Source organism: Streptomyces sp. SCPE 10, from assembly GCF_051980735.1.
GTDB classification, from domain to species: Bacteria; Actinomycetota; Actinomycetes; order Streptomycetales; family Streptomycetaceae; genus Streptomyces; species Streptomyces misionensis.
Genome location: NZ_CP197069.1, coordinates 4,666,085 through 4,685,390 on the forward strand (window position 1 = coordinate 4,666,085; position 19,306 = coordinate 4,685,390).

Annotated in this window: 17 protein-coding genes; 8 read left to right on the forward strand and 9 right to left on the reverse strand. The window is 73.0% G+C overall.

Annotated features, from left to right (window positions below; translation table 11 throughout):
• Window positions 1–51: 51 nt before the first annotated feature.
• A complete protein-coding gene (locus tag ACSP97_RS21735) occupies window positions 52–519 on the reverse strand; it encodes a pyridoxamine 5'-phosphate oxidase family protein (protein WP_358270882.1) in 468 nt (155 codons plus the stop codon).
• A 140-nt stretch (window positions 520–659) separates the two neighbouring features.
• Here ACSP97_RS21735 and ACSP97_RS21740 point away from each other — a divergent pair, with 140 nt between their 5' ends.
• From ACSP97_RS21740 to ACSP97_RS21750, 3 genes are all read left to right on the forward strand, one after another.
• Window positions 660–1,454 (forward strand): class II aldolase/adducin family protein, encoded by a 795-nt coding sequence (locus ACSP97_RS21740; RefSeq protein WP_355324284.1) that lies wholly within the window; start codon window positions 660–662, stop codon window positions 1,452–1,454.
• Between the two features lie 302 nt (window positions 1,455–1,756).
• Entirely contained in the window at window positions 1,757–3,034 is a 1,278-nt protein-coding gene (locus ACSP97_RS21745; RefSeq protein WP_358680215.1) for a hypothetical protein, read from the forward strand.
• A gap of 167 nt (window positions 3,035–3,201) precedes the next feature.
• Complete coding sequence (locus ACSP97_RS21750; RefSeq protein WP_355145553.1) at window positions 3,202–3,714, forward strand: DoxX family protein; 513 nt, start codon at window positions 3,202–3,204, stop codon at window positions 3,712–3,714.
• A 171-nt stretch (window positions 3,715–3,885) separates the two neighbouring features.
• On the opposite strand, the gene ACSP97_RS21755 is transcribed toward ACSP97_RS21750, so the two are convergent.
• The gene (locus ACSP97_RS21755) at window positions 3,886–4,095 is read right to left on the reverse strand and encodes a hypothetical protein (protein WP_355145555.1); all 210 of its coding nucleotides are present in this window, start codon (window positions 4,093–4,095) and stop codon (window positions 3,886–3,888) included.
• Window positions 4,082–5,728, reverse strand: coding sequence for a PspC domain-containing protein (locus tag ACSP97_RS21760; RefSeq protein ID WP_440553862.1), 1,647 nt, complete (start codon window positions 5,726–5,728; stop codon window positions 4,082–4,084). Before ACSP97_RS21760 ends, ACSP97_RS21755 begins: the two co-directional genes overlap by 14 nt.
• Before the next feature lie 220 nt (window positions 5,729–5,948).
• On the opposite strand from ACSP97_RS21760, the gene ACSP97_RS21765 reads away from it, so the two are divergent.
• Both ACSP97_RS21765 and ACSP97_RS21770 read left to right on the forward strand, forming a co-directional pair.
• On the forward strand, window positions 5,949–7,238 hold the full coding sequence (locus ACSP97_RS21765) for an ATP-binding protein (RefSeq protein WP_440553864.1): 1,290 nt from the start codon (window positions 5,949–5,951) through the stop codon (window positions 7,236–7,238).
• Window positions 7,235–7,981 carry a response regulator transcription factor gene (locus tag ACSP97_RS21770; protein WP_355527859.1) on the forward strand — a complete coding sequence of 249 codons (747 nt, stop codon included), beginning with the start codon at window positions 7,235–7,237 and terminating at the stop codon, window positions 7,979–7,981. The genes ACSP97_RS21765 and ACSP97_RS21770 overlap by 4 nt, the downstream gene beginning before the upstream one ends.
• 36 nt (window positions 7,982–8,017) lie before the next feature.
• Here the strand turns inward: ACSP97_RS21770 and ACSP97_RS21775 are convergent, their stop codons facing one another.
• Entirely contained in the window at window positions 8,018–9,082 is a 1,065-nt protein-coding gene (locus ACSP97_RS21775; protein ID WP_440558462.1) for an NlpC/P60 family protein, read from the reverse strand.
• Between the two features lie 315 nt (window positions 9,083–9,397).
• Here ACSP97_RS21775 and ACSP97_RS21780 point away from each other — a divergent pair, with 315 nt between their 5' ends.
• Window positions 9,398–9,751 carry a hypothetical protein gene (locus ACSP97_RS21780; RefSeq protein ID WP_355145563.1) on the forward strand — a complete coding sequence of 118 codons (354 nt, stop codon included), beginning with the start codon at window positions 9,398–9,400 and terminating at the stop codon, window positions 9,749–9,751.
• A gap of 189 nt (window positions 9,752–9,940) precedes the next feature.
• Here ACSP97_RS21780 and ACSP97_RS21785 read toward each other — a convergent pair whose 3' ends face one another.
• Window positions 9,941–10,150 carry a hypothetical protein gene (locus ACSP97_RS21785; RefSeq protein WP_440553866.1) on the reverse strand — a complete coding sequence of 70 codons (210 nt, stop codon included), beginning with the start codon at window positions 10,148–10,150 and terminating at the stop codon, window positions 9,941–9,943.
• Between the two features lie 220 nt (window positions 10,151–10,370).
• Between ACSP97_RS21785 and pcrA the strand changes: the two genes are divergently transcribed.
• On the forward strand, window positions 10,371–12,860 hold the full coding sequence (pcrA, locus tag ACSP97_RS21790; RefSeq protein ID WP_440553867.1) for a DNA helicase PcrA: 2,490 nt from the start codon (window positions 10,371–10,373) through the stop codon (window positions 12,858–12,860).
• 40 nt (window positions 12,861–12,900) lie between these two features.
• On the opposite strand, the gene ACSP97_RS21795 is transcribed toward pcrA, so the two are convergent.
• Window positions 12,901–14,328: a M23 family metallopeptidase gene (locus tag ACSP97_RS21795; RefSeq protein ID WP_440553868.1), complete on the reverse strand. Its 1,428-nt coding sequence runs from the start codon at window positions 14,326–14,328 to the stop codon at window positions 12,901–12,903.
• 208 nt (window positions 14,329–14,536) lie between these two features.
• Window positions 14,537–15,391: an esterase/lipase family protein gene (locus ACSP97_RS21800; protein ID WP_355145568.1), complete on the reverse strand. Its 855-nt coding sequence runs from the start codon at window positions 15,389–15,391 to the stop codon at window positions 14,537–14,539.
• A gap of 222 nt (window positions 15,392–15,613) precedes the next feature.
• On the opposite strand from ACSP97_RS21800, the gene ACSP97_RS21805 reads away from it, so the two are divergent.
• Window positions 15,614–16,036, forward strand: a complete 423-nt coding sequence (locus tag ACSP97_RS21805) for a cobalamin B12-binding domain-containing protein (protein ID WP_070026248.1) — start codon at window positions 15,614–15,616, stop codon at window positions 16,034–16,036.
• A 26-nt stretch (window positions 16,037–16,062) separates the two neighbouring features.
• Here ACSP97_RS21805 and ACSP97_RS21810 read toward each other — a convergent pair whose 3' ends face one another.
• Both ACSP97_RS21810 and ACSP97_RS21815 read right to left on the reverse strand, forming a co-directional pair.
• Window positions 16,063–17,796 (reverse strand): DUF5691 domain-containing protein, encoded by a 1,734-nt coding sequence (locus ACSP97_RS21810; protein ID WP_440553869.1) that lies wholly within the window; start codon window positions 17,794–17,796, stop codon window positions 16,063–16,065.
• A gap of 43 nt (window positions 17,797–17,839) precedes the next feature.
• Window positions 17,840–19,180 (reverse strand): SWIM zinc finger family protein, encoded by a 1,341-nt coding sequence (locus ACSP97_RS21815; protein ID WP_440553870.1) that lies wholly within the window; start codon window positions 19,178–19,180, stop codon window positions 17,840–17,842.
• Between the last annotated feature and the right edge of the window lie 126 nt (window positions 19,181–19,306).

Here is a 19,306-nt window from a genome sequence, read left to right on the forward strand (position 1 = left end):
GGTCTTTCGTTTGGATCAGGCCGGAGCCCGGCATGATCCAAACGAGAGGCCCTAGGTCCGCCGGAGGGTCCGCACCGGCTCTCCGGGATTCCAGACCTGGACGACCAGATACCGGTCGTCCTCGACATGGGTCCGCACGACCTCCGTCAACTCGGTGCGGAAGAGGTGGAACGGCTCCGGCGGTTCCACCTCTTTCACATATCCGTCCTTGACCGGCCCCGCCCCGACCTCGTACGCCCGCCCGCTGATCCGCACGTCCCCGCCGGCCATCCCGGTGCCGTCGCCCGGGTTGACGTGCAGCGCGAAGCGCGGATCGCGCAGCAGGTCGCGGGCCTTTTGCGAGTCCGGCATCATGCCGAGCCAGAGTCCGCCGTCGTGGAACCGCACCTCCAGGCCGGAAAGGCGCGGGGAGCCGTCCCGGCGGACGGTGGCGAGGACGTGGTGCCGGAAGGCGCCGAAGCGCTCCTGCGCGGTTCGTGCGAGGGCCGGTTCGGCCGCGGTGAAGTCTGCCCAGTTCATACCGGCCGAGTGTGCCGCCCAATCCCGACATCTTCTGTCGCCCTTCTCATCTGCGCGTCATCTTTACGGAACAGCCCTGCCCTTCTGCGCCGACCGGCGGTAACTTCCGGCCGTACCGCACTACCAGCGCTGGAGGACCTATGACCGGGCCCACCCCGCCGCTGCCGCTGCCCACCGACCAGCTGCAGTTCGCCATGCCGCCGATGTACGACTCGGTCGAGGACGAGCGCCGGCACCGCAAGGAACGGCTCGCCGGTGCCCTGCGGATCTTCGGGCGCCAGGGGTTCGAGGACGGTGTCTCCGGCCACATAACCGCCCGCGACCCGGAGTTCAGCGACTGCTTCTGGGTCAATCCCTTCGGGATGCCATTCGGGCACGTGACCGTCAGCGACCTCGTCCTCGCCAATCAGGACGGACAGGTCGTCGAGGGCCGCTATCACGTCAACCAGGCCGCCTTCACCGTGCACGCCCAGGTCCACGCCGCCCGCCCGGACGTCGTCGCCGTCGCCCACTGCCACTCCGTGCACGGCCGCGCCCTCGCCGCGCTCGGCGAACTCATCGACCCCATCACCCAGGAGAGCTGCGCCTTCTACGAGGACGTCGCCCTCTACGACGCCTACACCGGGGTCACCGTCGACGCCGAGGAGGGCCGCCGGATCGCGTCCGCGCTCGGCTCCCGCAAGGCGCTCGTGCTGCGCAACCACGGGCTGCTCACGGTGGGCGGCTCCGTGGACGCGGCGGCCTGGTGGTTCCTGTCCATGGACCGCTCCTGCCAGGTGCAGCTGCTGGCCCGGGCCGCCGGCCGACCGGTGCTCATCGACCACAAGCCGGCCGCCGCCACCCGCGAACAGCTCGGCGGCGACCTGGTCGCGTGGATCAACTACCAGCCCCTCTGGCAGCAGATCACCCGCACCGAACCGGACCTGCTCGGCTGAGCCAGGGGGCGACGGGCCGGGGGACAGGGACCGGGGGCGAGGGGGACCAGAGGCCACGAGCCGGGAGCCGGGCGCATTGGCACCGTTGTACCGGTGGTGGCCGTACCGGTCTCGGCCGTGTCGACACCGGTCGTGTCAACACCATGGACCGTGGTTCACCCGTATGACCCGCCCGGCGGCCCCCGGCCGGTCCCGGTAGGGCACAATTCGCTGTCGACGTACGGGAGTTGCACGGCGGCGGGACGGTCCACCGAGGGGCCGGCGGTCGTGCCGCGAGGTCGTGGGGAAGGCGGGCGTCGGACGTGGCGGTGCAGGAGGCCAGAGGGGCGGATGCCGAGGGCGTCCACGAGGGCGGCTGCGGTTGCGGTGACTGTCCGCACGGCGCCCGCGAGGGACACCGGCGGGCCGTCGCCGCGTTCCTGCGACGGCGCGACGAGTTCGCGGCCGGGCAGGGCCTGCCCGCGGCCGTCGCACACTCGGCCTCGGCCTCGCGGCAGTGGGTGTCCGAGGAACTGACCCAGCGGGCGGAAGCCGTCGCCGAACGCGGCCGCGCCGAGGGCGAGATGTGGCTCGCCCGGCTGTGGCTGCGGACGTTGTGCGTGGTGTGGGGCGCGTTCGTCGCCCTGCTGCTCGGCGAGGCACTGACCGCTGTAGGGGCCGGCTGGACCAGCGCCCGTACCGCGGCCCTGCTCGCCGCCCTCCTGGTGGCCGGGGCGCTGAGTGCCGCCTGCTGGTTCCACCGGTCGCGCGGCGGTGCGCTCGCCCCGGTGATCGGCGAGGACCATCGCATGTCCACCTCCCGTTCCGTCGCCGCCTGCTGGGTGCTGTTCCTCGGCTATGCCGTCCTGCTGCTGGCGGCCCGCCTGGCCGCCGCCTCCGACCACAGCGAGCGCGACGCGCTGATCTCGGGCCTCGATCTCGCCCGCGGCGCCGGTGTGGCGACCGTCCTCGCCGTGGTGTGCGGCATCGCCGTCCTGGTCCGCCGGGTGGTGAGCCTGCGCATCCTCGCCCAGCGGCTGCAGAAGGTGCCGGCCCACCGCCCGCGCGCCGCCGACCTGCTCACCGACGACTCCGGCCGGGGCGCCTTCACCGACATCCAGTACGTCGCCATCAGCGCCGTCGCCCTGGCCTTCGCCGCCGTCCGCCTCGCCCGGCGCCCCGACCAACTGCCCGACCTGCCCTGGGGCCTCGCGGTCGTCGTACTGATCTCGGCCGCCACCTATCTCGCCGGCAAGTACGCGGAGGGCGGCCGACCGGCCATCCTCTCCGTGGTCCGTGCCCGCGAACCCGGCGACCTGGACGGCCCGATCCGCACCGGTGACGACATCGAGATCCGCGGCACCGGCTTCGTCCCACCCGGAGCGCAGACCGCCGAACGTCTCTCCCGCATGGTTGTCCGCATCGGCGCCGTCGACGTCCACGTACCGCTCGTCCCGGTCACCGGCGGCTTCCGCAACCCCACGGACACCGTCCTGACCGTCCCCGTGCCGGCCGACGTCGAGCCCGGCTCGCTGGAGGTCCAGGTGGTGACCGCGGCCGGAGTGCCGACCAACCGCTACACGGTCCAGATCACCGAGTGAGCGTCCTCCGCTCGCGATCCTCCTCTCATACGAAAGCCTGAAATCCCGAAAAATGCCCAGGGGGTGATTGAATCGCTCCTCTCAGTCATACGTATGGTCGGGAGAGCATGCGGAGACAGTCAGGGACGGCGGACGAGAGGCGGCTCGGCAGCATGACCGGTATTCGGATGGACACACGCACCACCCGGCTGAACAGCCGGAACGGCTGGCGGGACACCGCCGCCCACTACGCCCTGCTGCCCCTGCGCGTCTTCCTCGGAATCACCTTCCTCTACGCCGGTCTCGACAAGATCACCGACAGCGCCTTCATGAAGGCCGCCGGTGCCGGCTCGATCGGCGACATCATGCGCGGGGCACGCGAGACCACCGCCGTCCCCGCCCTGGTCGACCTGGCCCTCAAGAGCCCGGTCGGCTTCGGCTACGCCATCGCCCTCGGTGAACTGGTCATCGGCATCGCCACCCTGCTCGGCCTGTTCGGCCGGGTGGCCGCGCTGGGCGGCGCACTGATCTCGCTGAGCCTGTGGCTGACCATGAGCTGGGCGACCACCCCCTACTACTACGGCAACGACCTCGCCTATCTGATGGCCTGGCTGCCGCTCGTCCTTGCCGGTGCCCCCTATCTCTCCCTGGACGCCGCCTGGCGCGCCCGCCATCGACGACGGTCCCTCGGCTACCTCTAGGGCCTCTCGTTTGGATCTTGCCGGGCTCGCGGGCCCTGGCACCGCGCCTCGCGGCGTTGTCGTCGGTTGCCATGGCTCCGCCATGTCGCCCTCCTCCGCCTTGCGACGCACGGCACCAGACCCCGCTCCCTGATCCGGCCTGATCCAAACGAAAGACCCTAGGCCTGGGCTCTAGTCCGCCTCGGCCTCGCCGCGTCCGCGTATCGCCCGGACGACGACGGTCGTGGCCCCGCCCAGGCACAGACCTCCCAGCACCAGCGGGACGATCGCGAACCAGGGTGCCCGCCACAGTCCGTTCGCGTCCCCTGCGAACACCACCCCGGCGGCCACGAGGAACAGACCGACGACCAGTTTCCCGGGCCGGAACTCATGACGCAGCACGGTCCACCTCCACTTCCCCCGCCCCGACCCGGAGCGAGAGGTCCAGGGTGCCGCCGTCCTCGCCGCCCTTGACGGGTGGCAGCGTCACCTCCCTGTGCCGCTCCGGCTGCACGTCCAGGTCCCTTCCGCTCTGCCCGGGCAACTTGATGTCGCCCACTCCCACCTCGATGCTCATCCGCACCGTCGCGTCGGCCGGCACGATCACCCTCAGCCGGCCCGCGCCGATGTGCGCGTCCGTGGCGACGGTTTGTCCCTTGGCCAGGCGTATCCGGGTCAGGTCCAAGGTGCCCCGGCCGGTGCCCAGGTCGTACCCCGGCCGGACCTGCGCCGCCGAGGTGGGTATCCAGGAGGTCACCCGCCAGTGTGTGGTGATGTCCCCGGGCATCGCCGCCGCCCCCGCGAGCAGCACCGCCGTGATGACCGCCAGGAACACCGTCCCGGCGCCCGTGCGGCCCAGTAAGGCGCTGACCGCGATGCCCAGACCGAAGACGGCCAGCGCACAGGCGAGCCCGGTCTGCAGACTGTCGCCCAGCGTGTGGGTGTCCCAGGTCAGCCCGGCGCCCAAGCCGCCCGCCAGCAGCGCCAGCAGGAACACCGGGCCGCCGATCCAGCGCGGTCCGCGCGGCTTCGGCGGCGCGGGGCGTGGGGGTCGCACGGCGCCGGGGTGCGTCCAGGGTGTGGCGATGCCGACATCGACGGAGGACAGGAGGTCCCCGTCCCGGACGCGGGTGTCACCCGGGCCCCACAGATAGCCGGTGCCGCCGACATGGCTGCCGTCCTTGACGATCGGGTCCCGCCACCAGGAGGGGTAGGTGGTGACCACCGGCGGTGCCTGCGCCTCCGGTGGGGCGTCGGCGGCGGCCTGCGCGGCCAGCGGGTCGGGGTCGGGGGCACCGCGGTGCCGCGACCAGTACCCGGCGCCCGCGAGCAGCAGCGAGAGCACCGCCGCGAAGGCCAGTGTCCCGGTGTTTCCGATCATGGTCAGGAAGACCCCGCAGCCGACCAGGGCGAACAGCACGGCGGCCAGCGCCTGGCCGTCGACCCGGCCGGTCAGCAGCTTGCGTACCTCGTTCTCCTCCTCGTCCTCGTACGGCACCAGCAGCCAGACGAAGCCGTAGAAGATGAGGCCGAAGCCACCGGTCGCGGACAGGACGGCCAGGGTGATCCGGAATATCACCGGGTCCATGTCGGTCTGCCGAGCGAGCCCCGCGCACACACCCGCGATCAGCTTGTGCCGGCGCTCGCGCCGGAACGGTGCCGGGCCGCCGACGGATCCGGCCTGAGAAGCCGACGGCTCGTGTCGACCCCCGTTCCCGGCGCTCCCCGACTCCTCGAAGACACCGGAGACGGCGGAGTTCCCCGCGGACTCCGCGTTCTGCGAGTTCTCCGCGTTCTCCGGGTTCCTCGCGGTCCTCGCGTTCTTCGCCTTCTCCGGGTTCCTCGGCTCGCCCGTGCCGTTCGTGCTGTTGCTGTCCTCGCTGTCCTTGCTTTCCACGCGAGGGGCGGTGCCGCTCCCGGCCACGCCCGTGTTCTGCGTCGCGGCGGGCGCGGCATCCGTCGGCCCGGTGCCCGGGACCGGGCGCGGGCCGGGGCCGGGTCCCGGACCCGTCGCGGCATGCTCGTGATCCGTCATGCGTCCATGGTGACGGCCGCACCGCCGCCACGGCAGTCGGGACGACCCTGGGCCAACCCTGAAATCGGCCCTGAGACCGGCCGGGGAAGCGTTCGAGCGGCGCGGACCGGCCCGGAACCGGCGCGCGACCAGGCCCCCGACCTGGCACCGCGAAGATCAGGGGCGTCTCGGGGGCCGACCCTGATGCCCCGGCCCGGCCGCCCGTGTGACCATCGATGCCATGCCGGAAGCCGCAAGCACGCCCCTCGACGACCCGCGGCCGCCGCGCAAGCTCTACCGCAGCGGCGACGGACGCTGGCTCGGCGGAGTGGCGCGGGGCCTCGCCGGGCATCTCGGGCTGCCCGTCGTCTGGGTCCGGCTCGCGTTCGTCGGCCTGTTCATGGCCAACGGGCTGGGCGCGCTGCTGTACGCGGCGTTCTGGTTCTTCGTCCCGCTCGGTGTCGGCGGTGTCGGCGGGCACCGGCCGTCCCCGGTCGGCACCGAGACCACGCCCGGCGGCCGCCGAAGACTCGTCGCCCGCAAGCCGGACCGCGGACAGATCGTCGCACTGCTCCTCATGGTCACCGTGTCCATGGTCTTCGTCAGCAGCGTCGACCTGACCAGCACGGCCAAGGCCTACCTGGTGCCCGCCGTGCTCGTCGCGGCCGGAGTCGCCCTCGTCTGGCGCCAGGCGGACAACGCCCGCCGGGCCCGCTGGGTCGAGGTCGGCCGGCGCCGCCGCACCCTGACCCTGGTGCGCGCGGCCGCCGGTGTCCTGCTCGTCACGGCCGGCGTCTCGGCGATCTTCGTCCTCCAGGGGTCGGCCGCCCACCTCGGCGCCGTGCTCCAGGCCGCGCTCGCCGTCCTCGTCGGCATCACCCTGCTCGCCGGCCCCTATCTGATCCGGGTGACGCAGGACCTGTCCGAGGAGCGGTTGATGCGCATCCGCGCCCAGGAGCGCGCCGAGGTCGCCGCGCATGTGCACGACTCCGTGCTGCACACCCTGACCCTGATCCAGCGCAACGCCGACCACCCGGGCGAGGTCCGCCGCCTCGCCCGCGCCCAGGAGCGGGACCTGCGCACCTGGCTGTACAAGCCGGAGGGCACCGGCAAGGACGAGGCGGACGAGCCGGACACGGTCGCCGAGGCGGTGCGGCGCAACGCCGCCGAGGTCGAGGACAAGCACGGGGTGCCGATCGAGGTCGTGGTCGTCGGCGACTGTCCGCTGGACGAGAGGATCGGGGCACAGATGCAGGCCGCGCGCGAAGCGATGGTGAACGCCGCCAAGTACGGTGGCGACGGCGGCGCCGTGCAGGTCTACGCCGAGGTCGAGAGCAGCTCGGTGTTCGTGTCCGTGCGCGACCGCGGTCCGGGCTTCGACCTCGACTCGATACCCGCCGACCGGATGGGCGTCAGAGAATCGATCATCGGCCGCATGGAGCGCAACGGCGGCACGGCCCGGCTGCGGGCGGTGCCCGGCGGCGGCACGGAGGTCGAGCTGGAGATGGAGAGGGCGGAGAAGACGGCATGAGCGACGCGACCGAGGCGAACGGCACGGCGGGGGCGGCGGAGGCGGCCGGGGCCGGCGGGCTCGCCGACGGCGGCGCGAACGGGCGGCATGTCCGGGTGGTGCTGGTGGACGACCACCGGATGTTCCGCACCGGCGTCCAGGCGGAGATCGGCCGGACCACCGAGACCGGTGTCGAGGTGGTGGGCGAGGCCGCGGACGTCGACCAGGCGGTCACGGTCATCACCGCGACCCGGCCCGAGGTGGTCCTCCTCGACGTCCACCTGCCGGGCGGCGGCGGTGTCGAGGTGCTGCGCCGGTGCGCCGCGCTGACCGCGGACCCCGAGCGACCGGTGCGCTTCCTGGCACTGTCCGTGTCGGACGCGGCGGAGGACGTGATCGGGGTGATCCGCGGCGGCGCCCGCGGCTACGTCACCAAGACCATCACCGGCACCGACCTGGTCGACTCGATCTTCCGGGTCCAGGAGGGGGACGCGGTCTTCTCGCCGCGGCTGGCCGGGTTCGTCCTGGACGCCTTCGCCTCCACCGACGCCCCGCCCGTGGACGAGGACCTGGACCGTCTCACCCAGCGCGAGCGAGAAGTGCTGCGCCTGATCGCCCGCGGGTACGCGTACAAGGAGATCGCCAAGCAGCTGTTCATCTCGGTGAAGACGGTCGAGTCCCATGTCTCGGCGGTCCTGCGCAAGCTCCAGCTGTCCAACCGTCACGAGCTGACCCGCTGGGCCACCGCACGCCGCCTGGTCTGACCCTCCGGGGCGGCCTCCAGGCGCGGCGGCCGCCGCTCACACCACCCGGGTCGCTCCGGCGAACGGCATCTCGTCGATCGGGGCCACGCGTACCGGGGCCGAGGGGTTCGGGGCGTGGATCATCCGGCCGTCGCCGATGTAGAGACCGACATGGCTGACACCGGAGTAGAAGAACACCAGGTCACCGGGGCGTAGTTCGGAGCGGGAGACACGCCGACCCGCGCCGATCTGGGCGTACGTGGTGCGGGGGAGCGACACCCCGGCGGAGCGGTAGGCGGCCTGGACCAGGCCCGAGCAGTCGAAGGCGTCCGGGCCGGTCGCGCCCCATACATAGGGGCTGCCGAGCTTGGCGAAGGCATAGGCCACGGCCGCCGCCGCGCGGGAGTCGGGAGCGGTGACCGCACCGGCCCGCTCCAGCGCCTGCCGGGCGCCGTCGGCCGACCGTGACGCACGGTCCGGGGCACCGGTGCCGTCGGTGACCTGGCCGCGTTCGCTCGGAGTGAGCTCGGCCAACAGCCTTCGGGCCTCGGCCAGTTTGCCGGTGACGGTCTTCTTCTGCCGTCGCAGCTCGGCCTGGTGCGACCGCAGTGACTTCAGCTCCACGCGGGCGGCGCCGCGCAACCGCTCGATCTGCTCCAGCTGTTGCCGTACCTGGGACACGGTGGCGGCCTGCCGGTCCCCCGCGCGTTCGGCGAGCGCGGCGGCGTCCAGATACCGGTCGGGATCGCCGGACAGGGCGAGCTGCCAGGTGGGGGCGATGTCGCCGGAGCGGTACTGCGCGGCGGCGAACGAACCGAGCGCGTCCCGGGCGGTGTTGAGGCGCTGCTCCTTGCGGGCGGCCTGGTCCCGCAGCGCGTCGAGCCGGCGCTCGCCCGCGTCCACCGCGTCCTTCGCGTCGTCGTACTTCTGCGTGGCGGTCTCGGCCTCCCGGTACAGCCTGTCCACCCTGGCCTTCACCTGGGCCGGAGTCGGCCGGGGCTCGGCCTGCCCGGTGCCGTCGAAGCCCGTCGTGGTGGCCGCCCCCGCCAGCGCGAGGACGGCGGCCGCCCTGGCCGTGTGTCCACCGAGCGGGTGCTGCCGTGGCCTGCGGTGCGCTGCCACCTCTGCCGTCACGTCCTTCCGTACGACTCGTGTCCCCCGGCAGTTGGGAGCCGGGGTGCCTGAGAGGAGGACGTTAGAGCGGACGGTGACAAGTCGGTAACGCACTGTGCGGAACTGGTTCCGAGGGAGCGGTTCATGACCGCATGTGACCGCATGGGAGCGTCCCGGGCGCCGCCTTCACGGAGCGTGGTGATCGAAGTGCGGAAAGGGAGGAAGGGGGGAGCGGTGGGGTGCTATGGGGCGCATGCGTGCGGGCTCCCTCGGGGGTGGGGGCGGTGGTGGGACGTCGTGGGGCGCTGGTTAGGCTCCGGCCCCATGGACGTACTCATCCATCTCTTCGTCGGCCTGCACATCATCGGCATCGCCGCGCTGCTCGGCGGTTTCCTCACCCAGATGAAGGCGATGGGCCAGGGCACGGCCCGGTTCGTGCCCGGGATGCTGCACGGCGCGCTGACCATGCTGGTCACCGGCGTGGCACTGGTCGGCCTCAACCAGGCCCAGGGCGCGCACATCAACACCATCAAGATCGGTGTGAAGCTGGCGCTGCTGATCGTGATCCTCGGCCTGGTCTACGTCAAGCGCGACGAGGAGCGGATCGACAAGGCGCAGTTCGGGCTGGTCGGCGCGCTGACCGCGACCAACATCTTCATCGCCGTGCTCTGGACCTGACGGCGTGCTCCGGCCTGGCGGTCAGCGCCCCCGCGCCGCCTCGGCGCGGGCCGTGCGCACCACGTCGGCGACCGCACCGGCGGCCGCCAGCAGCCACACCGCCACCGCCACCCACTCCGGCACCCGCCCCGGGCCCCTGAGCCACGGGACGCCCACGGCGGCTCGCGGCGGCCAGGGTCGCCGCCGCTGTCATCCCAGCGGAAAGGCCGTCGCCCAGCGGTCCTCGTCGTAGCAGAGCCGGGGCCGGACCGCCTCGGCGGCCCAGCGGTGCGGGTCCATGACCAGCCGCCGGACGAAACCGACGGCCGGCGCGATCCAGACGAGGCCCGCCAGCGCCGTCAGGGAGAGGGTCTCATCGCCGGTCAGATGCGGGTCCGCCGGCAGGATGCCGGTCGCCATCACGGCGGCCCCGGCGGCCGGCGACCGGCCTGCCCAGCACGCACGCAGACCTGGAAGGCCGGGCCCGGGAACACGGGAACGCCCAGCCGTTCCGGTCCCCACGGCGCTGTGACCCACGCCTCACCGCGATGCGTGGGCCGTTCGCCCGATCATCCGCTTTACCGTCGGGTTCCGGAGACCGGGACCGGTTGTCGGTGGGGCGCCCTAGACTCGGAGAGCGATGAGCAGCCTCTTTGACGACAGCTTCCTGGCGGACCTCCAGCCCCCGCGCGGGCACGACGAGGAACCCCCGCCGCCACCCGAGGACGATCACGCTCCGGAACCCCTTCCGGACGATCTGTTCGGCGGGAAGTTCGACATGCCGCCGGACCGGGACACCCACTACCGCGACGGCGCCCCGCGCCCCCCGCTCGACCCGGCGGCCCTGCTGGAGGGGCTGAACGACAACCAGCGCGCCGCGGTCGTGCACGCAGGTTCCCCGCTGCTCATCGTCGCCGGTGCCGGCTCCGGCAAGACCCGCGTGCTCACCCACCGCATCGCCCACCTGCTCGCCGAGCGCGGTGTGCACTCCGGCCAGATCCTCGCGATCACCTTCACCAACAAGGCCGCGGGCGAGATGAAGGAGCGCGTCGAGCAGCTCGTCGGCCCGCGCGCGAACGCCATGTGGGTGATGACCTTCCACAGCGCGTGCGTGCGCATCCTGCGCCGGGAGAGCAAGAAACTCGGCTTCACGTCGTCGTTCTCGATCTACGACGCCGCCGACAGCAAGCGCCTGATGGCCCTGGTCTGCCGCGACCTGGACCTCGACCCCAAGCGCTTCCCGCCCAAGTCCTTCAGCGCCAAGATCAGCAACCTGAAGAACGAGCTGATCGACGAAGAGGACTTCGCCGCCCAGGCCGCCGACGGCTTCGAGAAGACCCTGGCGCAGGCCTACGCGCTGTACCAGTCGCGGCTGCGCGAGGCCAACGCGCTCGACTTCGACGACCTGATCATGACGACGGTCAACCTGCTGCGCGCCTTCCCGGACGTCGCCGAGCACTACCGCCGCCGCTTCCGGCACGTCCTGGTGGACGAGTACCAGGACACCAACCACGCCCAGTACGCCCTGGTCCGCGAGCTGGTCGGCACCGGCGCCCACGACGAGGACGTACCGCCCGGCGAGCACGAGACCCCGCCCGCCGAACTCTGCGTGGTGGGTGACGCGGACCAGTCCATCTACGCCTTCCGCGGCGCGACGATCCGCAACATCCTCCAGTTCGAGGAGGACTACCCGGACGCGACGACGATCCTGCTGGAGCAGAACTACCGCTCCACCCAGACCATCCTGTCCGCCGCCAACGCGGTCATCGAGCGCAACGAGTCCCGGCGCCCGAAGAACCTGTGGACCAACGCGGGCCAGGGCGCGCGGATCACCGGCTATGTCGCCGACACCGAGCACGACGAGGCGCAGTTCGTCGCCGACGAGATAGACCGGCTCACGGACGCGGGCGAGGCGCGCGCCGGGGACGTCGCCGTCTTCTACCGCACCAACGCGCAGTCCCGTGTCTTCGAAGAGGTCTTCATCCGCGTCGGCCTGCCCTACAAGGTCGTCGGCGGCGTCCGCTTCTACGAGCGCAAGGAGGTCCGGGACGTCCTCGCCTACCTGCGCGTTCTCGCCAACCCCGAGGACTCGGTGCCGCTGCGCCGCATCCTCAACGTGCCCAAGCGGGGCATCGGCGAACGCGCGGAGGCGATGATCGACGCCCTCGCCCAGCGCGAGAAGATCAGCTTTCCGCAGGCGCTCAAGCGGGTGGACGAGGCGTACGGCATGGCCGCCCGCTCCACCAACGCGGTCAAGCGTTTCAACACGCTGATGGAGGACCTGCGGACCATCGTGGAGTCCGGCGCCGGACCGGCCACCGTCCTGGAGGCCATACTCGAACGCACCGGCTACCTCGCCGAGTTGCAGAACTCGACCGACCCGCAGGACGAGACCCGCATCGAGAACCTCCAGGAACTCGCCGCCGTCGCCCTGGAGTTCGAGCAGGAGCGCGGCGAGGGCGAAGCGGCAGCGGGCGGCACGCTGGCCGACTTCCTGGAGCAGGTCGCCCTGGTCGCCGACTCCGACCAGATCCCCGACGAGGAGGACGGCGACGGCGTCATCACCCTGATGACCCTGCACACCGCCAAGGGCCTCGAGTTCCCGGTCGTGTTCCTGACCGGCATGGAGGACGGCGTCTTCCCGCACATGCGCGCCCTCGGCCAGGTCAAGGAACTGGAGGAGGAACGGCGGCTGGCCTACGTGGGCATCACCCGGGCGCGGGAGCGGCTGTACCTGACGCGGTCCGCGATGCGCAGCGCCTGGGGACAGCCGTCGTACAACCCGCCCTCCCGCTTCCTGGAGGAGATCCCGGCCACCCACGTGGACTGGAAGCGCACGGGCGCGACGGCGCCGATGTCCTCCGGGCCGGTGTCCGGGGTCGCGGCCTCGCTGTCCTCGTCGCGTTCGCGCTCCTCCGCATCGGGCGCCTCCGGTTTCGCCACGCGGCGGACCGCGGAGAAGCCGGTGGTCGCGCTGTCCGTCGGGGACCGGGTGACGCACGACCAGTTCGGGCTCGGCACCGTCGTCGGAGTCAAGGGCACGGGCGCCAACGCGGAGGCCACGATCGACTTCGGCGACACCAAGCCGAAGCGGCTGCTGCTGCGGTACGCGCCGGTGGAGAAGCTGTAGCTCCGAGAAGGCCCTCGCCGGACGGCGAGGGCCTCACCGCTCAGGTGGGGTCGAGACCGTGGCTGCGCAGCCAGGGCAGCGGGTCGATCGCCGCGCCGCCCGCGGGCCGTACCTCGAAGTGCAGATGCGGGCCGGTGGAGTTGCCGGAGTTGCCGGAGTAGGCGATCGGCTCGCCGGCCTTCACGGTCGTACCGGGGGAGACGCGGTAGCTGGACAGGTGGCAGTACCAGGTCTGCGTGCCGTCCTTCGCGGTCAGGATCATCATGTTGCCGTAGGCGCTGTTCCACTTGGTGGAGACGGTGCCGTCGGTCGCCGCCATCACCGTGGTGCCGTAGGAGACCGGGAAGTCGATGCCGGTGTGCACGGACATCCAGTTGACGCCCGCCTGCCCGAAGTAGGCGCTCAGCCCCCGCTGGGTGACCGGCAGCGCGAACTTGGGGCGCAGCCGCTCCTTCAGCGCGGCCTCCGCGGCGGCCTTCTTCTTCTCCAGGTCCTGCTGCGCCTTGAGGTCGATCCGCTCCTGGGTGCGGCTCGCCCGGTCGGCGAAGTCGTCGGCACCGGCCGACAGCGTCCTGAGCTGGCTGTCCAGCTTGCTGTTGGCCACCGACGGCTGGACCGCGTGCGCGTCCGAGGCGCTGGCGGTGGTCTCCGTGCCGCCCTCGTCGTGCAGGGCGTTGACGGAGGCCGCGGCGATCCCGGCGACACCCACCACACAGACCGAGGGCACGGCGACGGTCAGCAGCGCGGAGCGCTTGGCGGGCGTACGACGCCGGGAACGCGCCCCGGCCCGTGAGCCGGCGCGGCCCACCGGAGCCGGAGCGGTCTCCTCGCGCTGCTCCAACGGGTCCGGTTCGGCGGCCGGTTCCCCGGCGTCGGCCAGGTCGCCGAGCCCCTCGAAGGTCGCGGTCTCCTGCTGGTCGAACGGTACGGCGTCCGGCTCGGCGACCGTCGGTGCGGCCGGGGCGGCGCCGTTCCACTGTGTGGCGTCGTAGGCGCCCGTGTCGAAGGCCTGGGTGTCCCATTCCCACTGCTGGGTGGCGTCGGCGCCGCCTTGGCCGGGGTGCAGCCAGGCGTTCGCGTCCCACTGGCCGCTTGTGTCGTTGCCGGTGGCCTGCGCGGGGAAGGTCCAGGCGGTGGTGTCGTAGCCGCCGGTGTCGTAGCCGTTCTGGTGCTGGGCCGGGTAGGCGCCGTAGGCGTGGGTCTGGCCCGTGTCGATGCCGGACTGCCATTGGCCAGTGGCATATTCACCCGTGGTCTGATGGTCGCCCGGCAGACCGCCGAAGAGCGGATCGCCGTAGAAATCGGGGGCGGCGACGGAACCGCTGGTGAAACCGGTGGCGTCATAGCCGCCGTACGTGGTGAAGTCGCCGTAGGGGGCTTCCGTGCCGTACGGCGCGGGGGGTGCAGCGGAGGCGTCGGAAGCCGGGGCCGGGGCAGGCATGGTCCCCGACGGGTGACGGTCGTTCACCAACTTCTCTTTCGCCTCGACAACAAGGGCTGCCAGAGCAGTGCGGCGACTGTACCCGGCGGTCCGTGGGCGCGACAATCTTCCGCCGGTTTCGCGGCGGCCGGAAACGGGCAATCGGCGCCGTTTCGGGGGACGCCAGGCCTGAAGTTGGCTTTCTGTTCGATGTGCGTTCGATGTCAGACGGCTGTGTGAGAGCGCCGCGCGGGCCTCAGGCCACGGTCAGACCGTTCGTGAAGCTGCCCCCGGGGTGGGTGGAGTCCAGCGCCTCGCGTATCCCGGCCGCCACGGTGGGATGCACCGGCAGGGCGAGATGGCCGATGCCGGTCACCCGGATGTTCCGCGCGTCGAGGTCGGGGTGTTCCAGACAGGCCGTCTCCAGCGGGTTCATCAGCGGGTCCAGGTCGCTCCAGAAGCTGACGAAGCGGGTGCGGCAGCCGGGCGCGGGCCGTCCCAGTTCCTCGATGACCGCCGAACCCGGCCGCATCTGGCGCACGATCGGGTGCGCGTCGGCCAGCAGGGGCGCCACCCGGGTGCCCGCGTGCGGGGTGCCGAGGGTGACCAGCGTGCGCACCCGCAGGTCACCGCCCAGACACTGCACGTAGTACCGCGCGATGAGGCCGCCGAGGCTGTGCCCGACGATGTCCACCCGGGCGCTGCCCAGGCGCTCGCATATCTCCTCCACATGCCGGCCGAGCAGTTCGGCGGCGGCGCGGATGTCGCAGGTGAGCGGGGAGTAGTTGAGCGATTCCACCCGCTGTCCGCCGTGCTGGGCCAGGCTGCGGCGCAGCAGCACGAACACCGAGCGGTTGTCGATGAAACCGTGCAGCAGCACGACCGGGGGGCCAGGCCGGACGGGCAGCCGCGCGGTCCCGCCGTCGACCGGCGGTATCGGGGCGGGGCGCTCCTGCAGCAGACCGGTCGGGTAGAGCAGCAGGTGTCCGGCGAGAACCGCGGCGTCCAAGGCGGTCGCCTTCAGCAGCGTCATGGACACCCCGGCCAGCCTGCCGGGCCACAACCTGCGGCAGTACGGGAAGAAGAGCGGCACTACTCCGGTGACCTTCATGGTCGACCTCCCGTCGGCACACGGGAGACGGCTCTGTACCCCGGGTGCCTACATGTCCCACTGTGTGAGTTCCCCGTCGTCGCGCGCCGTAAAACCGCCGGTTGCGGGATGCTGGAGGTAACGCTCGTTCACTTCGCGACGGGTGGCGGGCCGCACCGGGGGTGCGGTACTTGTCGATACGGCGGAGGCGCTCGCCTCCGTGCTCGGGTGATGGAGGCAGTGATGGGTGTGGCAACCGGTCCGATCCGCGTGGTGGTCGCCAAGCCGGGCCTCGACGGCCACGACCGCGGCGCCAAGGTCATCGCGCGCGCCCTGCGCGACGCCGGGATGGAGGTCATCTACACCGGCCTCCACCAGACGCCCGAGCAGATCGTCGACACCGCCCTCCAGGAGGACGCCGACGCCATCGGACTGTCCATTCTGTCCGGCGCGCACAACACCCTGTTCGCCGCGGTCATCGACCTGCTCAAGGAGCGCGACGCCGAGGACATCCTCGTCTTCGGCGGCGGCATCATCCCGGAGGAGGACATCGCGCCGCTGAAGGAGAAGGGCGTCGCGGAGATCTTCACCCCGGGGGCGACGACCGCGTCGATCGTGGAGTGGGTGCGCGAGCACGTCGCCCAGCCGGCGGCCTCCGGGGGCTGAACCGAGGGCGCGCGGCGGCACGGCCGTCATGGCGACCGGCGTTCCCCGGTCTCGGAGTCGGTGGGCGCCGGCCGGTGTTCCCCCGCATCGGAGCCGGCGGTGGGCCGCGGCCGGTGCTCCGGCGCACCGGTGGTGTCCTTCGGTGTCAGCTCGTCGGCCATCGCCGCCCGCAGCCGCAGCGTGGTGACGAGCCGCTGGAACGCCTCCGCCCAGTAACCCCCGGCGCCCGGCGCCGCGTCCTCCCGTTCGTCGGGCGTCGCGAGCAGCGCCTGCAGCCGGATGGCCTCCGCCGGGTCCAGACAGCGCTCCGCGAGCCCCATCACCCCGCTGAAGCTCCACGGATAACTCCCGGCGTCGCGAGCGATGTTGAGGGCGTCGACCACGGCCCGGCCCAGCGGGGCGGCCCATGGCACCCCGCACACGCCGAGCAGCTGGAACGCCTCCGACAGTCCGTGCGTCGCGATGAACCCGGCGACCCACTCAGCCCGTTCGGCGGGATCCAGCGTGGCCAGCAGCTTGGCGCGCTCCGCCAGGGACACCGCGCCCGGACCGCCCGCCTCCGGGGCCGACGGCGAACCGAGCAGCGCCCGCGCCCATCCGGCGTCCCGCTGCCGCACCGCCGCCCGGCACCAGGCCGCGTGCAGCTCGCCCTGCCAGTCGTCCGCCACGGGCAGCGCCACGATCTGCGACGCCGTCCGCCCGCCGAGCCGGTCCGGCCAGGTGCCCAGCGGCGCGGCCTCCACCAACTGCCCCAGCCACCAGGACCGTTCCCCCCGGCCCGCGGGCGGGGTGGCCACCACGCCGTCGCGCTCCATGCCGGAGTCGCACTCGTGCGGCGCCTCCACCATGATCACCGGCGAGCCGCCCGTACGGTCCAGGGCCACGCAGGCCGACGCCCGTACGGCCATGCGCGCGGCCAGCGCCGAGTCCGGCAGCGCCGACAGCAGCTCGGCCGCCGTGGCCCGGACGTTGCGGCTGCGGTCGCCCAGCGCCTTCTCCAGGAAGGGCTCGTCCGCGGCGGACAGGCCGGCGCGCAGCGAGTCCAGGAACATCAGCCGGTCCTCGGCCCGCTCCGTCGGCCAGGTCCCGGCCAGCAGTTCGCGGGCGAGCGCGGGGTCGCGGGAGCGCAGCGCGCCCAGCAGGGCCACCCGCTCGGCGAACAGCCCCTCCTGCCACAGCTTGTGTATCGCCCCCCGATCCCCGGGCTCCGGGAGCGCCGCGCCGCCGGAGGCCGAGCGCAGGGCGAACCGCCAGTCGGGGTTGAACCGGGCCAGCCACAGCGCCCGGGGCCCCGCGAACGCCAGCGCGGCCGGGCGCAGATCGGTACGGCCCCGGGCCGCGTCCAGCAGTGCGGGCAGCGCCTGCGCGGGGGCCGCGTACCCGTGCGCGTTGGCCGCCGCGAGCCACTGCGGCAGCAGCTCCGTCAGGTCCGGGGAGCTGCCCCGGCGGCCGCCGCCGGACGCGCCGCCGGCCCGGTCGGCCAGCAGCATGGCCAGTCTGCGGGCCGCCGCCGCGGGCAGCGCGGGGCGCGGATCGCCGGGTGCCCGCTCCGGCCGCCGCCCCGCCCGCGCGGGCCGCAGCCCGGCCCGGCGCCGCACGGTGATCTCGGCGGCGGCGTCCAGCAGCGCGACGGGGGCCGGGCGGCCCGGTGCGAGCCGCGCGGGAGGACGCCGGTCGGTGCCGAGGAGGGCGGCGGTGACCAGGTCCTCCCAGGCGTCGGCGGGGGACGCGCCGTTCCCGTCGGTCGTGGTGCCCTTCATCGGGGTGCCTTCCCTTCGCGTGCGTGCGGATGTGCCGGGGCGGTCAGCACAGGGCCACCGCCTCGCATGCGCCCTCCGGCCAGGCCGTGAGCGGGGTGAAGCCGCGGTGGCCGCATTCGCCGAAGACCGTGACGGGGGCGCCGCCGGACAGGGCGAGCAGGCGCCACGGACCGGGGCGGGAGCGGGCGGTCCGGGTCAGCGGGAGGGCCGAGTCCCGGTCGGCGTCGGCCAGTTGCCATCGCTCGCCGTCCGGGACCGGGACGACCCGCTCCAGCGTCACCGGGACCGACTCCAGCCAGGGATCCTCGCGCAGCGCCGTGCCGTACCGCGCCACCGCATCGGCGGTGGTCACGCCCGGCGGACGGAACCCGGCCGGCGCGGGCGCGGCGAACCGCTCGCCCAGCGCGGCCCGGGACTGGCCGGCGCCCGGGTACCCGGTCAGCTCGGCGTCCAGGACGAGGCCGACCGGCAGGGACAGTTCCGGCGCCCGGCCGCCCGCGCCGTAGGACAGCACCAGGCGGGTGCGGCCCGACTCGGCGCCGTACAGCCAGATCCGGCGGGTCGTCAGTTTCGCGTCCGCCGAGTCGTACTGGGCGAGGACCAGCCACTGGTCGCGCTCGGCCGGGCCGTCCGCCGGGGCGGGCAGGCCGATCCGGGAGCGGACCGTGGCCGCCAGGGGCTCCGGCAGCCGGTCCCGGCGCAGCCAGCCCTGGTCGAGCAGGTGCAGCAGCGCGCACTCCTCCAGCAGCCGGGCCGGCCAGCCCGCGCCGGAACCGGGTATCGCCCCCAACTCCCGTATCCGGGCGGCCAGTCCCGGAGCCTGGGCGTCGACCATGCGGGCCGCCGTCTCCTCCCACAGCCCGTACCCCGCCTGTTCGGCCGGGGCCAGGCCGCCGCGCAGCAGGTCGGCCAGGCGCCGCTCCAGTTCCGTCGCACCCGCCGTGACCCGGTCGGCCCGGCGCTCGGCCCGGCGCCGCGCCGCCTCCGGATCGGCGGCCGGGGCGCCCTCGCCGGCCTCCGTCCGCTTCTTCTCCGCGCGCCCGCGCCGGTCCGCGAGCCACTGCCCGGCCCAGTCCGGCGGGGTGGCGCCGGCCGGCACCGAGCCGTCGTCGCCCGACCACAGCAGGAGCAGCCCGAGCGCGTGCTTGCACGGGAACTTACGGCTCGGGCAACTGCACTTGTACGCCGGTCCGGTGAGGTCGACCACCGTCTGGTACGGCTTGCTGCCGCTGCCCTTGCACAGCCCCCACACCGCCTCCGTCCCGCTCCCCGCCTCGGACCACGGACCCGCCGTGCCGAGCTTGCCGCCCGCTTTGCGTGACGCGGCGTCAGGCGCCAGTGCCAGCACCTGGTCCGCGCTCCAGCGCACCCCCTGCTCAGTCATGCGAACGACGGTAGGTCCCCCCACTGACAATCGGTCCGGCGAGCGCGTTTGTGCTGTTCAGAGCGATTGTCAGTGGTGTGGTGCACGGTTGGTGGCAGATCCGAACCGGCCGAGCTGGAGGGGGCC

Coding starts and splice junctions, on each gene's coding strand:
- ACSP97_RS21735 (WP_358270882.1), bottom strand. CDS start 519: ATGAACTGGGCAGACTTCACCGCGGCCGAACCGGCCCTCGCACGAACC.
- ACSP97_RS21740 (WP_355324284.1), top strand. CDS start 660: ATGACCGGGCCCACCCCGCCGCTGCCGCTGCCCACCGACCAGCTGCAG.
- ACSP97_RS21750 (WP_355145553.1), top strand. CDS start 3,202: ATGGACACACGCACCACCCGGCTGAACAGCCGGAACGGCTGGCGGGAC.
- ACSP97_RS21760 (WP_440553862.1), bottom strand. CDS start 5,728: ATGACGGATCACGAGCATGCCGCGACGGGTCCGGGACCCGGCCCCGGC.
- ACSP97_RS21765 (WP_440553864.1), top strand. CDS start 5,949: ATGCCGGAAGCCGCAAGCACGCCCCTCGACGACCCGCGGCCGCCGCGC.
- ACSP97_RS21770 (WP_355527859.1), top strand. CDS start 7,235: ATGAGCGACGCGACCGAGGCGAACGGCACGGCGGGGGCGGCGGAGGCG.
- ACSP97_RS21780 (WP_355145563.1), top strand. CDS start 9,398: ATGGACGTACTCATCCATCTCTTCGTCGGCCTGCACATCATCGGCATC.
- ACSP97_RS21785 (WP_440553866.1), bottom strand. CDS start 10,150: ATGGCGACCGGCATCCTGCCGGCGGACCCGCATCTGACCGGCGATGAG.
- pcrA (WP_440553867.1), top strand. CDS start 10,371: ATGAGCAGCCTCTTTGACGACAGCTTCCTGGCGGACCTCCAGCCCCCG.
- ACSP97_RS21800 (WP_355145568.1), bottom strand. CDS start 15,391: ATGAAGGTCACCGGAGTAGTGCCGCTCTTCTTCCCGTACTGCCGCAGG.
- ACSP97_RS21805 (WP_070026248.1), top strand. CDS start 15,614: ATGGGTGTGGCAACCGGTCCGATCCGCGTGGTGGTCGCCAAGCCGGGC.
- ACSP97_RS21810 (WP_440553869.1), bottom strand. CDS start 17,796: ATGAAGGGCACCACGACCGACGGGAACGGCGCGTCCCCCGCCGACGCC.
- ACSP97_RS21815 (WP_440553870.1), bottom strand. CDS start 19,180: ATGACTGAGCAGGGGGTGCGCTGGAGCGCGGACCAGGTGCTGGCACTG.